The sequence below is a fragment of the Ensifer sp. ENS09 genome (genome assembly GCF_014852425.1).
GTDB lineage: Bacteria > Pseudomonadota > Alphaproteobacteria > Rhizobiales > Rhizobiaceae > Ensifer.
On sequence record NZ_JACVBP010000003.1, the window covers coordinates 804,251 to 818,746 of the forward strand.

Annotated in this window: 13 protein-coding genes and 1 pseudogene; 6 read left to right on the top strand and 8 right to left on the bottom strand. The window is 59.4% G+C overall.

The window, feature by feature from the left end; genetic code table 11:
• Nucleotides 1-28: 28 nt before the first annotated feature.
• Nucleotides 29-793: an amino acid ABC transporter ATP-binding protein gene (locus IB267_RS18885; protein ID WP_192448974.1), complete on the bottom strand. Its 765-nt coding sequence runs from the start codon at nt 791-793 to the stop codon at nt 29-31.
• The gene (locus IB267_RS18890) at nt 790-1,716 is read right to left on the bottom strand and encodes an amino acid ABC transporter permease (protein WP_192448975.1); all 927 of its coding nucleotides are present in this window, start codon (nt 1,714-1,716) and stop codon (nt 790-792) included. Before IB267_RS18890 ends, IB267_RS18885 begins: the two co-directional genes overlap by 4 nt.
• 287 nt (nt 1,717-2,003) lie before the next feature.
• Here IB267_RS18890 and IB267_RS18895 point away from each other — a divergent pair, with 287 nt between their 5' ends.
• Both IB267_RS18895 and IB267_RS18900 read left to right on the top strand, forming a co-directional pair.
• Nucleotides 2,004-2,675 (top strand): DUF938 domain-containing protein, encoded by a 672-nt coding sequence (locus IB267_RS18895; protein WP_192448976.1) that lies wholly within the window; start codon nt 2,004-2,006, stop codon nt 2,673-2,675.
• A 453-nt stretch (nt 2,676-3,128) separates the two neighbouring features.
• Nucleotides 3,129-5,141 carry a methyl-accepting chemotaxis protein gene (locus IB267_RS18900; protein WP_246810704.1) on the top strand — a complete coding sequence of 671 codons (2,013 nt, stop codon included), beginning with the start codon at nt 3,129-3,131 and terminating at the stop codon, nt 5,139-5,141.
• 254 nt (nt 5,142-5,395) lie between these two features.
• On the opposite strand, the gene IB267_RS18905 is transcribed toward IB267_RS18900, so the two are convergent.
• The 3 genes and pseudogenes from IB267_RS18905 to IB267_RS18915 form a co-directional block, all read right to left on the bottom strand.
• Entirely contained in the window at nt 5,396-6,565 is a 1,170-nt protein-coding gene (locus IB267_RS18905; protein ID WP_246810705.1) for a hypothetical protein, read from the bottom strand.
• Between the two features lie 743 nt (nt 6,566-7,308).
• A pseudogene (locus IB267_RS18910) lies at nt 7,309-7,777 on the bottom strand (IS21 family transposase); the annotation flags it as partial.
• 182 nt (nt 7,778-7,959) lie between these two features.
• Nucleotides 7,960-8,184 carry a hypothetical protein gene (locus tag IB267_RS18915; RefSeq protein WP_192448977.1) on the bottom strand — a complete coding sequence of 75 codons (225 nt, stop codon included), beginning with the start codon at nt 8,182-8,184 and terminating at the stop codon, nt 7,960-7,962.
• 479 nt (nt 8,185-8,663) lie between these two features.
• Between IB267_RS18915 and IB267_RS18920 the strand changes: the two genes are divergently transcribed.
• On the top strand, nt 8,664-8,810 hold the full coding sequence (locus IB267_RS18920) for a DUF1127 domain-containing protein (protein ID WP_064817045.1): 147 nt from the start codon (nt 8,664-8,666) through the stop codon (nt 8,808-8,810).
• Nucleotides 8,811-9,434: 624 nt separating this feature from the next.
• Here IB267_RS18920 and IB267_RS18925 read toward each other — a convergent pair.
• The 3 genes from IB267_RS18925 to IB267_RS18935 all read right to left on the bottom strand — a co-directional run bounded on the left by IB267_RS18925 (nt 9,435) and on the right by IB267_RS18935 (nt 11,259).
• On the bottom strand, nt 9,435-9,638 hold the full coding sequence (locus IB267_RS18925; protein ID WP_043621551.1) for a cold-shock protein: 204 nt from the start codon (nt 9,636-9,638) through the stop codon (nt 9,435-9,437).
• A gap of 209 nt (nt 9,639-9,847) precedes the next feature.
• A complete protein-coding gene (locus IB267_RS18930; RefSeq protein WP_192448978.1) occupies nt 9,848-10,582 on the bottom strand; it encodes a phosphotransferase enzyme family protein in 735 nt (244 codons plus the stop codon).
• 11 nt (nt 10,583-10,593) lie between these two features.
• Entirely contained in the window at nt 10,594-11,259 is a 666-nt protein-coding gene (locus IB267_RS18935) for a TetR/AcrR family transcriptional regulator (protein WP_043621554.1), read from the bottom strand.
• Between the two features lie 275 nt (nt 11,260-11,534).
• Between IB267_RS18935 and IB267_RS18940 the strand changes: the two genes are divergently transcribed.
• The 3 genes from IB267_RS18940 to IB267_RS18950 all read left to right on the top strand — a co-directional run bounded on the left by IB267_RS18940 (nt 11,535) and on the right by IB267_RS18950 (nt 14,472).
• A complete protein-coding gene (locus IB267_RS18940; protein ID WP_192448979.1) occupies nt 11,535-12,098 on the top strand; it encodes a TRAP transporter small permease in 564 nt (187 codons plus the stop codon).
• Between the two features lie 10 nt (nt 12,099-12,108).
• Nucleotides 12,109-13,389 carry a TRAP transporter large permease subunit gene (locus tag IB267_RS18945; protein WP_192448980.1) on the top strand — a complete coding sequence of 427 codons (1,281 nt, stop codon included), beginning with the start codon at nt 12,109-12,111 and terminating at the stop codon, nt 13,387-13,389.
• Nucleotides 13,390-13,455: 66 nt separating this feature from the next.
• On the top strand, nt 13,456-14,472 hold the full coding sequence (locus IB267_RS18950; RefSeq protein WP_192449286.1) for a TRAP transporter substrate-binding protein: 1,017 nt from the start codon (nt 13,456-13,458) through the stop codon (nt 14,470-14,472).
• Nucleotides 14,473-14,496: the final 24 nt, after the last annotated feature.

Consider the following 14,496-nt stretch of genomic DNA (forward strand, 5'->3'; position numbering starts at 1 on the left):
CGTTCTCCCTTTTTTTGAACTTTGTTGATCAGGCCAGCACGCGGCTGAGGAAACTGCGCACGCGCGGGTCGCCGGGGGCGCTCAGGACCTGCTGTGGCGCGCCCATTTCACGGATCTCGCCGTCGATCATCACCACGACGCGGTCGGCGACCTCGCGGGCAAAGCCGATCTCGTGCGTGACGACGATCATGGTCGTGCCACCGCGCGCCAGATTGCGCATCACTTCCAGCACCTCGCCGACGAGTTCCGGATCCAGCGCGCTGGTCGGTTCGTCGAACAGCATGACGCGCGGTTCCATCGCCAATGCTCTTGCAATTGCGACACGCTGCTTCTGGCCGCCGGAAAGTTGCGAGGGATAGCTGGACGCCTTGGCGGCCATGCCGACCTGCTCGAGCAGGGCCATGGCGCGGGCTTCGGCCTCGCTACGGCCGAGACCGCGCACAACCATCGGACCCTCGATGACGTTGCCGAGCACCGTTCGATGCGCGAACAAATTGAAATGCTGGAACACCATGCCGAGCTGGCTCTGCTGGGCGCGCAACCGCTTGATCGGCAATTCCTGAAGCGCGCCGCGGTTAAGCTCATAGCCCATGATCGAACCATCGACCCAGACATAGCCGCCATTGGGTGTTTCCAGGTGGTTGATGCAGCGCAGGAACGTGCTCTTGCCGCTGCCGGATGGCCCGAGAATGCAAAGCACCTCGCCATAGGCGACGTCGAGATCCAGGCCCTTGAGGACCTCGTGGCTGCCAAAACTCTTGCGGATACCGACCGCCTTGACTGCGAGGCTCATGCTTCCCCCCTTGCGGCCGGCCGGCGCGCCCAGGCCCAGAACCCGCGGCGATCGCTGGTGGCGGTTGCGGCATCGCGGCCGAAGTGACGTTCGAGATAATATTGGCCGATGGAAAGGACGGTGGTCCCGGCCAGGTACCAGACAGCGCAGACGAACAGGAGCTCGATCACGGCGCCGTTGATGAAGTAGATGCGTTGCGCGGCGTTCAGCATTTCGCCCATGGCGATCGTGGCGGCCAGCGAGGAGAATTTCAGCATGCCGATGGCGCTGTTGCCGAGCACCGGCAGGATCAGACGCACCGTCTGGGGCAGGATGATGCGCCGCATGGTCTGGCCCGGAGTCATGCCGAGCGTGTGGGCCGCTTCCTTCTGGCCGCGGTCGACGGAGCCGATACCTCCGCGCACCACTTCGGTGAGATAGGAACCTTCATTGACGCCGAGCCCGAGGACAGCTGCCACGAACGGCGTGACGACGTCGACCATGCGCTCGTCGACGAGGCCCGGAATATAGAGGCGTGGGAAGACCAGCGCGATGTTGAACCAGATGAGCAGCTGCAGGAGTACCGGCGTGCCGCGGAACACCCAGACATAGAGCCACGCGGCAAAACGCAGGATCGGATTTTCCGAGAGCCGCATGATGCCGAAGGCAAAGCCAAGGGCGACGCCGAGGACCAAAGCACAGGCCGAAATCAGCAGCGTCCAGCCGAAGCCAGTGACGATGACGCCGGCAGTCAGAAACTGTCCGACCACGGTCCACTGGATCTGCCCGACGGCGAAGGCCCGGCCGATGACGGCGAGCAGCAGCAGAACGAGGCCGCCGCTGATCCAGCGGCCGGGGTGCCGCAGGCGACGTACGGTCACATCCGGGCCGGGCAGATCGGTCAGCTGCAGGGTTGCGGGCGAAGAGTGAGGCAAATGAGGCATGAATTCCACTTGTAGGGTTAGGCCTACAACTAACTACGGACGCTTTCGCCTGGTGTCAAGCCGCTTTGTCAGCACTTGCTCAAAGAAGGTGCGACGCGCCAGGATGTCGAAACAAGGGGCCCTGGACATCAACGCGGTCTGCGCCTGCTCTCCGTGATGGTCTGCGCCGCAATCTGTCGTTCACCGCTTGCGGCAGCGGCCGGGCGGCCATAGCAATCATCTGGATGCCGAAGAGCTGGCCCCGGCGCCGTCCGAAAACCACAGTGCTCAAAGGAGATGTAAGACCTATGCCCACAAAGAAGGAGGATCGTTCGTCTGTTGCGTTGGAAAAGCGCAGCGCAACTGCTGACAAGCGCATGTTCTCGCCTTCCGTTGCGCGAAATTCGGCGCCCATCCTCGCGGTCCTGAAACGCGTCCTTCCAGCACATGGGGCCATACTGGAGATCGGTTGCGGGACCGGCGAGCACGCCGTGTGTTTTGCGGGAGCAATGCCGAACCTCACCTGGCAGCCGAGCGATCCGGATGCCGACGCACGCGCGAGCACGTCCAGTTGGATCAAATTCGCAGGGCAGGAGAATGTGCTGCCACCGCTGGATATTGATGTGTGCTCAGGACAATGGGGCGTCGATCAAGCGGGGCATTTTGACGCCATCGTGTCGATCAATATGATCCATATTGCGCCATGGGCGGCAAGCTTGGGATTGCTTGCAGGGGCTGGCCGTTTGCTTCGTGCGGGTGGGCTTCTTGTTCTCTACGGCCCATATATGCGCGATGGCGCACACAACGCCCCTTCGAACGCTACTTTCGACGCCGCTCTAAGGGAGCGAAACCCATCCTGGGGTGTGCGTGATATCGTTGAGCTTGAGCAAGCGGCTGGGGCCGCTGGACTAGATCTCCGCGAGACGATCGAGATGCCTGCCAACAATATGTTGCTGGTCTTCGCCACAGGTAGTGCTTGAACAGCAATCGTCCCAGGTTCCGGTCGTTTCACCGTTGGCGATCCTAATTGGAATAGCATCGTGAACTGGTTGAACGGCCGAGGCTTTGGTTTTCCGCGGCAAGGCCGCGCAGTCTCCAGCTCCTCACTCAGAAATTGTAGCGACTCATCTCAACCATTAGAAGGTATAATCTTCGATTCCATGCGATATAGCAGCAATATGCGCGACCAACCAGAACGAGGTAAACCACAAATTATTATGAAAAATTCTGCAACCTAAAGGGGAATATTCAGAATTTCTTGAAAATGCTTTGTATCCTCAACATTGATTATCGGTTCAATAACCAATTTATTCTAGTGGATACTTGTTTCGGGCAATGCAGCCCGGTCTACCTGCTTTCATGTGAGGTATGGCCTCTGGCGAAGAAATGAATTCGGCGCGCCAGCAGCGATATCCGCATCAGGAATCGTCGTCATGAGAATTAAGAGCCAATTCATCGTTCTGGCATCGGTCACCGGTATGACCATGGCTGGCCTCGTCGCCAGCCTTTGGGGCTACGCGGGTGCCGCAGCCGATGTTACGCGTGCATACGACCAGAAATATCGTTCCTACATGTTGGCTGACAACTTCCGGCAATCGTCGGATGATCTGACCCGGCTTGTGCGTACCTACGCGGAGACCGGGGACCCTTCCTTCAAGGACCAATACAATGCGGTCGTTGAAATCCGCAATGGAACGCGGCCTCGGCCTGAAGACTATCACCGCATCTATTGGGATTTCGTCGCCGGCGGGGACGCAAAGCCGCGTCCTGACGGGGCGGCTGTCTCCATGCAGGATCTGATGAAGCAGGCCGGTTTCACCAAGGAGGAATTCGCTCTTCTCGACGAGGCGGGAAAGCGCTCTGATGCGCTGATCAAGCTTGAAACCGAGGCGATGGAGCTCGTCGACAACGCCGCCACACTTGGGCCCGAAGCCAAGGGCAAAGCGACGAAAATGCTCAACTCGCCGGACTACCACCGGTTCAAGGCTGAGATCATGAAGCCGGTGGATGATTTCTACGTGAAATTGGAGCATCGCACGCAAGCCGCGGTGGACGAAGCCAATGTCGAGGCATCGTTCTACTGGACCCTTATCACCATCGCCATGTCCGCTTTGGCGCTCATGCTTGTCATTGTCGGATTTGTCACCTTCAAACGCATTATCGGAGGCATGTACAAGCTTGGGACTTCCATGGGTCTCGTTGCCGAGGGGCAGCTGGACGCGCAGATCGAACTTGCGCGCAATTCCGACGAAATCGGTGACATGGGCAAGGCGCTTGAAGTCTTCCGCCAGGGCGCGATTACGAACCGGCGGCTCGAACAGGACGCCGCAGAAAGCCGCAAACGCGCCGAGTTCGAGCGCATTGCCATGCAGGAAAAGGCTGAAGCCGATGCCACCGAACGGTTGCGCGTCGCAACGTCGGGCCTGGCAGCTGGCCTGAAGAGGCTGGCATCCGGCGACCTGGCCTTCCAGCTCAACAATGCCTTCGCGCAGGATTTTGAAGCGCTTCGCCACGATTTCAATCAGTCAGTCGCCCAACTTGGCACGACCCTTGTGCAGATTTCAGGATCGATTTCGACCCTTGATACCGGCACGCGCGAGATCGCCGTCGGAACCGACGATCTTTCAAAGCGAACGGAGCAGCAGGCAGCCTCACTCGAGGAGACCGCGGCGGCGCTCGACGAGATTACCGTCAACGTCGCCAATTCCTCCAAACGAACCGAGGAGGCCAAGGCGGTGGCAAGCCGCGCCAACCATTCGGCCGCTGAATCCGCCCAAGTCGTATCCCACGCCGAAGAGGCCATGCGAAAGATCGAGGAAAGTTCGCAACAGATTTCCAACATTATCGGCGTTATCGACGAGATTGCGTTTCAGACGAACCTTCTTGCCCTCAACGCCGGGGTGGAGGCGGCCCGGGCGGGCGAAGCCGGCAAGGGCTTTGCGGTTGTTGCCCAGGAAGTTCGAGAGCTGGCGCAGCGTTCGGCGCAGGCAGCCAAGGAAATCAAAGGTCTCATTCACAACTCCTCCGCAGAGGTGGAGAACGGTGTGAAGCTCGTCCGGGACGCAGGCTCCGCGTTGAAGACGATCAGTGGCTTTATTGTCGAAATCAACGTCCATATGGAATCGATCGCCACGTCGGCGAAAGAGCAGTCCGTCGGGCTTGCCGAAGTCAACACCGCCGTCAACGCGATGGATCAGACGACGCAGCAGAATGCGGCAATGGTGGAGCAGTCCAATGCGGCATCCAACACGCTTGCCAATGAGGCCGTGCGCCTCAGGGAGCTTGTCAGCCAATTCAAGCTTCAGGGCATAGCGGAGACGTCTTTCGCGAACGCTCGCACCCCCACAAGGACCGACAGCACTCAGCCGCTCCGGTCGACACGTAGGACGGCAGCTTACCACGGGAGCGCAGCACTCGATGTCAGCAGCGATTGGCAGGAATTCTGAACCGCCAGGGGCGATTAGCAAATTGGCCAAGCGAGTTGGTCCAGATTTGCTGGTGCTTTGACCGCGCCCGCTCTGCGGTTTCAAGGGGTGACGTTGACCATCGGGCGTAATGGTCAACGTCATTCAGTCTGAACGACGCCAAGCTCGTGCGCGGCGTCGATCAAAGGGTTGCCTGGCCCAAGAAGGGGAAATCTCGCGCATCGGCACAGCGTTCATTCCTCACTTGCCCCTATCAAAGGGCTTCCGATCGGCGACTAGCCGCCAGCCTGAGCGGCCTTCACCGTCATCTCATCCCAAAGTAATGATGCTGTCCGTGCGAACGCGCTGTAACCAGCTTCAAACGGATGGCCGTCTCGTTCAGGATAAAGGCGCTGCCCGGCAAGGATCGCATCCTGCAGGGCATCGGTGGTTGCGGCCAGCGCGCTGTGATACGGCAAACCGAACTCCTCTGCGGTCTGGCGAATCTTGTCCTCAAGGGCAACTTGGCGTTCAACGCTGAGTACAAACTCCGGCGCGGCTGACGCCAGCCGGTCATGGCGACGCAGCCATTCGAAAATCACGCGCTCTTTTGACGGAATGAGCAGAATGCCGACCCGCCCCGGCCGCTGCTGTGCCCAATCGGCCGCAAACCGCTGGAAGTCGCCAAACATTGCTGCGGTTTCGGGCGACGCCAGATCCGCCATCCGGCCGTGGTCGTCGACATAGCGCTTCAGGACCGAAGGGCACCCGTCCGGAAATGTATAGTATTCGGATGTTTCCCCATCGCCTGGCTTGAACAGTCTGGCGTAAAGACTCTTCAGTCGTTCCGCTATCTCATGGTGATAGGCACTCAGGATCGCGACATTCTCGACAAGCTTCGTCTTGAGGCTCTCGGATTGCTCCTCGCCGCACATCGAATAGCCTCGCGCGTCACCAAACAGGGCCTGCAGATGAAGCCGCTTCTGCTCTGAGAGCCAGAAGTCGGAACGAGCCTTCATGATATCACAGGCGGAAAAGACGACCGCGAAGTCGTTGGCAGGGAAAACGGCGACAATGTTGCCTTTCGCGCCCGCGGCCAAAGCATCGTGCACGATGGCGTGATAAGTGTAGATACCGTAGCTTCCAACACCGAAGTTGTACGTGCGCTCGCCCGTCATTGCCGCAAAAGCCGCCGGCCAGGAATGCGCGCTATCAACGTTGTTGCCATAGGTCATTGAATCGCCGATCGCCGCAACCTGGAAGTCATGGCCTAGTCCAGGGGGATCCCGAAAGCCGTCCTTGTCTACGTCGCCCAGTGCCAGATCGAGGCGATAGCCATATTTCTCGTCGATGCTCTTGTGCGTCCGTGTGCCGATCGGAAACGGCGTAAACATGCGTAGCATTGTTTCCCCGACACCGAGCGCCACGGTGAGCGAGATCAACAACAGCATCATATTTTTCAGCATGTCCCCTCCCACTCGTACTCGATGCGAGGTCAACCCGGCGCAGTTGCCGGTCGCACCCGCCCAGCCCCCATAAGCCTGCCGAGCGGCGATCCGAGCGATCCCGTTGCGTTCTGCCTCGGCTTCCCGCGAATGTTGGAGACGAGACGAATGTCGGCCGGAAGTATCTTCCACCGGCAGCTGTGCAAGGAATGCGAATTATGTCGCGCCCAAAACAATCACCCATATATTCGCAATTAGTAATATAAAACTATCATGCGTTTGGTCGTGCCGCCATTAGCCCGGATGGAGGATGAACCAAGCGAGCCGTCTAGGGTGAGACAAGAACAAGGCTCGGGGTCGCGCTCACCTCACCCGAGCGGCCAATGACAGGGTCCCTCAGTGCACGGACGACATCATCGACATCGCCCGGTCGCTGGCGTGGCCGGGCAGATGAGGTGAGGGGTCAGTTCGCTTCCCGCTGGGGCAGCCGTCGAGATCGACGCGGTCGTGGAACTGGAGGCGACCAGGTGCTGAGCGACGCAAAAATCGACAGCCTGCGTAGCGACACACCCGGCTGCGCCGAGCGCAGGCATTTCAATCACGCCGGAGCTTCGCTACCGCCAAGGCGCGTCACCGAAGCCATTGTCGGTTACCTGATGCTGGAATCCACGCGAGGTCCGATGGAAGCTGCCGCACTGGTTACGGACGAACTCGCGATGCTCCGTACCAACGCTTCCAGATTCATCGGCGCCGAAGAAGGCGAGGTCACCGATGACAGCCGTCTTCATCCGATCGTAGAGGATCTCCCGCGGGGCGCCGCCGATCGCCTCGAATGCCGCCGCATGGCATCGAAGGACGGTCGGCAGGTTCTGGTGCATGACGAAGCAAGCCCAGATGAGCCGGCCGCACATCGCGCAGGAAATCCGTCACAGCCGTATAGCCACCGACATAGCCGCGTTCCTTGATCTCGCGAAACAGTCGACTGCCCGTGAGACCGGGATAGGTCTTTACCCGGTCACGAAGATAGCCGGCGAACGGGTCGATCACCGCCGCTTGTGGCTTTCGCGGGCCGTAGGACGGAGCCTCCAGACCGCGCTCGATATATTTGCGTACCGTCTTGCGGTCGATGCCAGTCTGCCTGGGGATCGCCGACACCGACAAACCTTGTCGATGCAAATCCAGGATCATGATCGTCTCCCTCAGTTTGATCACCGAAATCCCCCTCCCGACCATCGGAAAGAGTATCGATGACGACGCGCCGCCGGTCTTCCGGGGCGCGCCCCGAAAGACCGGCCAGAGCGCGCAAACTGGGGAAGATTCAAACTGCACTAGTGGGGAGTATTGTTCCGGTACTGACAAACGCTCCCCGTGGAATTGTTCCGGCTGGAGCGGAAGGCGCAAACCTGGCGAGGGGGCTAGAGTAGCTCGGTCAACTCGAACAGCGGCAGAGCCAAGCAGACCGACAGGATGTGCCAGGGCTCGCCCTCGACCGTGGCTCCGTCACTCATTTCGCTCAGTGTCAGGTTCGGAGCGACGTCGGCGCATGCTTGCTCGAGCAGGGTGATTGCTTCTTTTGATGTCAGTCCGTCTGGATAACGGACAGCGAATTTTCGGCGAGGATCTGCTTCGTTTAGGGTCATCTTTGCAAGGCTGTCCGCTGAGGTGAAGGTGAAGGTATGCGAAGGATCAGACCTACATCGCGCGGACGGTGGGTGGTTTCGATAGCCCTTCGTTGGTAGCGACCGCAGTCAAAAAGGATAGGGATGTCTCGGCGCCGCGTTTGTGCTTGCAAATCTATGCCGGCTTCCGCCAGTCCGCGATAAAGGTCGCCTTGATTGGCTCGACCGTCCTCAAAGTGAAACGGATCCGCTCGGTGGTTGCCACTCTTACGCGTTCGCGCCAAGTTTTACCTTGTCACCGGACATGTAGCGCCCAGCTCACGATGGTGTGTGGCCGTCGCCGTTGGCTCGTCGAGCGCCTATGCATTTCTCACATGGGAGCGCTGAGTTTTGAGCGCTGCAACTTACGGAAAGCCTGAGCTATAAGGTGTTCATCGAAGTGAAACGAGGCGCCACGGACTGGCAGCCAGGCTTCGAAAGCCCATTGAAAGGGGGATCAAATGAACATTGCACGCTCCATCAACAACTGGCGCAAGTACCGTCAGACGGTCACCGAACTGGGCCGCATGTCGAACCGCGAACTTCGCGACCTCGGCATCGAACGCGCCGACATCGACCGCGTCGCACGCACGGCCTTCGCCCGCTAAGGCGACCCACATAGACTGAAGAATTGCCAAGCGCCTGCATCTCCTGCGGGCGCTTTTGCTTTTCTAAGGTCATGGCGTTTGATTGGGCGAGAGGAACGGCAGACGTTTCAGGCTGGTTCGCCCACAAAATCGTCCAAAAGAAAACCCGGCCGGGGAAGGCGAAGCAGGGCTCGCGCCACCGGACGGGCCGGACGCAACCCGTGCGCGCCGAGTGGAGCCGTCTCGCTTGCGGCAACAACTCAAACCACCCTGTCGCAGCGCAAGTGATCTGAAGCAGGGAAGGCGAGCGTTTCAAGCCGACGCTGTTTGGAACTTGTGGCGCCGCACGCTCATTGAGCCACGGTCAGTCATGCGCCGCCCACTCTCGTCGCATCAGCACAAACAAAACCGCTGAAGCGACTGGGTGGATTAGCCATCGCAAAATCTAAATGTACAGCCGAAGCCTGCATGTCTTGGCCGTCGACATTTACGTGCCGAACCGCAGCGGCGAGCTCAAGCCGTGCGTTGCGTCGATCTGAAGATCGGGCTTGGGGGGGGGCATCACCGAGATTGCCCGGTCGCTCGCGCGGCCGGGCAGGCGAGGGAATGCAATGAAGCGAATTCCCGCGGTGTGGGATGCGATGTTCAGGCTGACCTGACGTTTTCAGCCTTCGATTTTCCAGTCTTGCGGTCCTGGCCGAGTTCGTAGCTGACCTTTTGGCCGTCGCGCAGTGAGGTTGCGCCTTCCAGCGCGGACACGTGGACGAAGACGTCAGGTCCGCCGCTGTCGGGCGTGATGAAACCAAAACCCTTGTCCTGGTTGAAAAACTTAACGGTACCGGTTGCCATGTCATCCTCGTCAACTGAGTGTTCTGCGTTTTGCCGCAGGACCTTATACAGCACTTACCCTGGCGGCAATCGCGCATGCGGGCAAAATCTACGTTCTCGCGCCAGAACCGTACTTTTCAACGAAGCAAGACAAGACCGAAGGCGTTACGGGACACATCATCGAGATTGCCCGGTCGACGGCGCGAGCAGTTGTCCCTGTCCACCAAGGCTTAGAGCGCTCGAACCTTGGCAAGCCGTTTGATCGAGTAGTCGTCATTCCAGCAAACGGCGGCGTCCCATGCGGCGGACGCTTGCGCGGCAATGTCATAAGCGCCGTGATCGAGATCCGCAGCGTTGTTGGGAAGCACGAGGTCAAGGTCGGGAACATCCACGTGTGCCTCGTCCCAATCGATCAATGCGACGCGATCGGCCGTCATGCGAATGTTTCCCGGGTTGGCCGGGTTGCCATGAACAGCGCAGGTTTGATGCCCAAGGAGCCGCGCCCATGCTGCTCGGCATCGGGCGACGCCCTCAGGTGGCATCGCGGTAAGGTCGATCCTTGTTCCGGTCTCAGCATGCAAGAGATCGCTCGACGACTTCCAACCCGGGCGTTGCGGCCAGTCCTTGGTCAACCGATGCAACTCGCGCAGCGTGTCGGCCACCCGGCGCCAGGCAGATGGCGTCTGTGGGGGCCCGCCTTCCATATATGTCATAACCATCAAGCCGCCCACGAACAGGCGCCCATCAGGCGTCGGAATCGGCACGGGAACAGTCATGCCTTCACGGTCAAGGTGTTGGAGCAGACTGGCTTCCCATGCGAGATCGGCATCAGGCCTCGAGCCAAGGCGGCCGACTGCGATCTGCCCGTCGATGCGAACGCTCCAGACATCGTTTGCAACTCCGCCCGTGAGCGGTGCGATGCGGTTCGCATTTCCTCCCCATTGCCTGAGTGCTTCCCATCCCATGCGCTATATCCCTAGGATATGGGGTTCTCTGCCCCTTCCTCCGTCTGGAGGTAGCTGATCACGGCGTCGGCGATCATTCGGCGATGGCGGCCGATAGTGGCCGATTCGGAGAGATCCCTGCGAAAGATGGTTCCGAATGTATATCGGTTCGAAACCCTGAAGAAGCAGAAGGCACTGATCAGCATATGCACATCGATCGGGTCGGCCTTTCGCTTGAAAGCACCCTCGGCGGTACCGCGTTCCAGAATGCCCGCGATCGTTTCGATGACCGAGACATTCAGATCGCGTATCGCTTCCGACCGCAGCATATGGGCTGCGTGGTGGATATTTTCGATGCTGACCAATCGCACGAAATCGGGATTGGCCTCATCGTGGTCGAATGTGCTGGATATTAGCGTACGCAACGCCTCTTCCGGGGCAAGGCTTGCGAGCTTGAGGTCCTCCTCGAGCGTGCGGATCTTGCGATAGGCTCGCTCGAGCACGGAGAGGTATAGCCCCTCCTTGCCCCCGAAATAGTAGTAGATCATTCGCTTGGAGGTTCGCGTCCGTTCTGCGATCGCGTCAACGCGTCCACCCGCAAGGCCGTGCGTCGAGAACTCCTCGGTGGCAACGACAAGGATGTCTTCCTTGGTGCGTTCCGGATCGTTCTTCCGACTTGCCTCAACCCGCCGCGCCATTCTTTTTTCGTTACTCCCCGGCACGCGCCGAATTTTCCAATGAAACCAGATCGAAACGGGCAAGCCCAAAGGCTCTCTACATCGCCTCCTCGAAATTCATATTGAGGTTACGGAGGTCTTTCAAGAGAGTCTACTTGACATACGTACTAGTTCGTACATTTTGTGATGGCGAAGACCGCTTGAGGAGGATGTGTTCGCACCGGTGCCTGACGCCGCCCCGTGGCGCTAATGTGATGCGCGGGCGCCAAGACGGCACTCCGCTTTGGGAGGAGCGCATGATCCGTATTATCGATCTCTATTTCTTTGCGCTGAAGGTGGCGATTGCCTTGCTGCTTGCCGGCATGGTCGTCCTCGTCTTCGGCAACGTCGTTTTGCGGTATGCGTTCAATCAAGGCATCACGGCCTCTGAGGAAATATCACGCATCTTCTTCGTCTGGCTAACGTTTCTTGGCGCCGTGGTTGCCTTGCGCGAACACGGGCATCTCGGCGTTGATACGCTTATCAAACGCCTGCCGCCGGTCGCCGCAAAGGTCGCGGTGCTGCTTGGTCATGCGATGATGCTCTATGTGACCTGGCTGATGATGAGCGGCAGCTGGACGCAGACGCTCATCAACCTGCATGTCAGTGCGCCTGCGACTGGGCTTTCCATGGGCTTCTTCTACGGGGCCGGTCTTGCCTTTGGGGTACCCGCATTCCTCATCCTGCTTGCCGATGCTTTCGCCATCGCGACCGGACGCATCGACGTGACGACGGCGGAACTGGTTCGCGACAGCGAAGACGAAGTAGCGCTCGACCCACCCCCCACCGCCACGCTCGGGCCGCTGCCCGTCAAACACTGAGGACGAGCCGGTGACGGTCACCATCTTCCTTGGCGCGCTTCTCGGTCCCATGGCGCTCGGCGTGCCGATTGCATTTGCGTTGATCATCAGCGGTGTCGCCTTGATGCTCTTTCTCGGGCTCTTCGATGCACAGATCGTCGCCCAAAACGTCTTGAACGGCGCCGACAGCTTTCCGTTGATGGCCGTGCCCTTCTTCCTGCTTGCAGGGGAGGTTATGAACACCGGCGGGCTTTCCCGCCGCATCGTCGCCTTGGCGATGGCGATGGTCGGTCATATTCGCGGCGGCCTCGGCTTCGTGGCGATCTTTGCCGCCTGCATTCTTTCCAGCCTCTCTGGTTCAGCTGTCGCCGACGCCGCTGCCCTCGGCGCGCTGCTTCTGCCGATGATGCTGAAGAGCGGTCATGATCCTGCGCGCGCCGGGGGGCTGCTTGCCTCTGCATCGATCATCGGGCCTATCATTCCACCGTCAATCGGTTTCATCCTCTACGGTGTGGTTGGCGGCGTCTCGATCACCAAGCTCTTCCTTGCGGGCATTTTCCCGGGTTTGATGATCGCCGCGGCCCTTTGCATCACTTGGCTCATCGTCGCGCGCAAGGAGCAGTTCGAACTCCCGCCCAGACAAAGCGCCCGCATGCGGCTTGGAGCGCTGCTCGACAGTGTGTGGGCGCTCCTTTTGCCGGTGATCATCATCGTTGGTCTGAAGTTTGGCGTTTTCACGCCAACCGAAGCCGGCGTTGTTGCGGCGGTCTACGCCCTGTTCGTTTCGATGGTCATCTACCGCGAGCTCACGCCGGGCCAGCTCTTCCATGTCTTCGTAGCGGCCGCGAAAATTACATCCGTCGTGATGTTCCTGGTTGCCTGCGCTGCCGTTTCCGCCTGGCTGATTACGGTTGCCGACGTGCCCGGTGCGCTTGCCGCACTGGTCGAACCTCTGATGGACAATCAGACCCTTCTGCTCATCGCAATCATGGTCCTGATCGTTGTCGTCGGGACAGCAATGGACATGACGCCGACGATCCTCGTCATGACGCCGGTTCTGATGCCGATCATCAAACAGGCGGGGATCGACCCGGTCTATTTCGGCGTGCTGTTCATCATCAACAATTCGATCGGCCTGATCACCCCGCCAGTGGGCACGGTCCTCAACGTTATCTGCGGCGTCTCGAAACTGTCGATGGAGGACCTGACGAAGGGCGTGTGGCCCTTCCTCATTGCTGAACTGGTCGTCCTCTTTCTGCTCGTTTTGTTCCCCGAACTGGTGACCGTACCGGTCTCCTGGTTCGGGCACTGACGGCAACTTTCTATTGCGCTTCAACAGGCCGGCAGGATTACCGGTCCAATCTGGGAGGATAAGATGTTGTTGAACCGATTGACAAAAATGGCCCTGGGCGTCGCCCTGCCGATCGTTTTGTTTGCAGCAGGGCCAACGCTTGCAGAGATACGCGACCAGACCATCAAGTTCGCGTCAGCCAACAACAAGGGGCACCCCCAAGTGACGGGCATGGAGAAGTTTGCCGAGCTGGTGAATGAGAAGAGTGGCGGCAAGATCGAGGTGAAGCTGTTTCCCGGCGGCACACTTGGTGGTGACGTCCAGACTGTCTCCGCTCTCCAGGGCGGTGTTATCGAAATGACCGTGTTGAACGCCGGTATTCTTGCCAACAACCTCAAGCAATTCGGCGCCGTCGACCTTCCGTTCCTCTTCGACAGTGGCGAAGAGGCGGACAAGGTGATGGATGGCCCCTTCGGGGAAAGCCTCAGCAAGCTCTTGCCCGATACCGGCCTAGTCGGACTTGGGTACTGGGAGCTCGGCTTCCGCAATCTGACGAACAATCGCCATGCAGTGACCAAGCTTGAAGATATCAAGGGTCTGAAGATCCGCACGATCCAGTCTCCGATCCCGATCGAGCTCTTCAACACGCTCGGCGCCAACGCTGTTCCGCTGCCTTATACGGAACTCTACACCGCGCTTGAGACTGGGACGGTCGATGGGCAGGAGAACCCGGCGGCAAACATCCTGAATGCCAAATTCTACGAAGTGCAGAAATACATGACGCTGACCCGTCACCAGTACAATCCGCAGATCGTGCTCGTCAGCAAGAAGTTCTGGGATGGGCTGAATGACGAGGAAAAGGACGTGCTGCAAGCGGCCGCGACGGAGGCCCGCGATTATCAACGCAAGGTCTCGCGCGAGGCGGATGCCACAGCCCTTGAGGAAATCCGCAAGACAGGCATGGAGGTCAGCGAATTCAGCCCCGAAGAAACGCAGAAGCTGCGTGACGCCGTCAAGCCGGTGATCGAGAAGTTTAGCGCCGAGATCGGCGCCGATACGGTGCAGTTGCTGTTCAAGGAGATAGGTGCCGCGCGGGGACAGTAACCGCGCGAATACTTCGGCCCGCCC

What these genes read in the sequence shown, in the direction of transcription:
- IB267_RS18900 (WP_246810704.1), top strand. Translation starts at nt 3,129, where the DNA reads ATGAGAATTAAGAGCCAATTCATCGTTCTGGCATCGGTCACCGGTATG.
- IB267_RS18915 (WP_192448977.1), bottom strand. Translation starts at nt 8,184, where the DNA reads ATGACCCTAAACGAAGCAGATCCTCGCCGAAAATTCGCTGTCCGTTAT.
- IB267_RS18920 (WP_064817045.1), top strand. Translation starts at nt 8,664, where the DNA reads ATGAACATTGCACGCTCCATCAACAACTGGCGCAAGTACCGTCAGACG.
- IB267_RS18895 (WP_192448976.1), top strand. Translation starts at nt 2,004, where the DNA reads ATGCCCACAAAGAAGGAGGATCGTTCGTCTGTTGCGTTGGAAAAGCGC.
- IB267_RS18940 (WP_192448979.1), top strand. Translation starts at nt 11,535, where the DNA reads ATGATCCGTATTATCGATCTCTATTTCTTTGCGCTGAAGGTGGCGATT.
- IB267_RS18935 (WP_043621554.1), bottom strand. Translation starts at nt 11,259, where the DNA reads ATGGCGCGGCGGGTTGAGGCAAGTCGGAAGAACGATCCGGAACGCACC.
- IB267_RS18890 (WP_192448975.1), bottom strand. Translation starts at nt 1,716, where the DNA reads ATGCCTCATTTGCCTCACTCTTCGCCCGCAACCCTGCAGCTGACCGAT.
- IB267_RS18905 (WP_246810705.1), bottom strand. Translation starts at nt 6,565, where the DNA reads ATGCTGAAAAATATGATGCTGTTGTTGATCTCGCTCACCGTGGCGCTC.
- IB267_RS18930 (WP_192448978.1), bottom strand. Translation starts at nt 10,582, where the DNA reads ATGGGATGGGAAGCACTCAGGCAATGGGGAGGAAATGCGAACCGCATC.
- IB267_RS18925 (WP_043621551.1), bottom strand. Translation starts at nt 9,638, where the DNA reads ATGGCAACCGGTACCGTTAAGTTTTTCAACCAGGACAAGGGTTTTGGT.
- IB267_RS18885 (WP_192448974.1), bottom strand. Translation starts at nt 793, where the DNA reads ATGAGCCTCGCAGTCAAGGCGGTCGGTATCCGCAAGAGTTTTGGCAGC.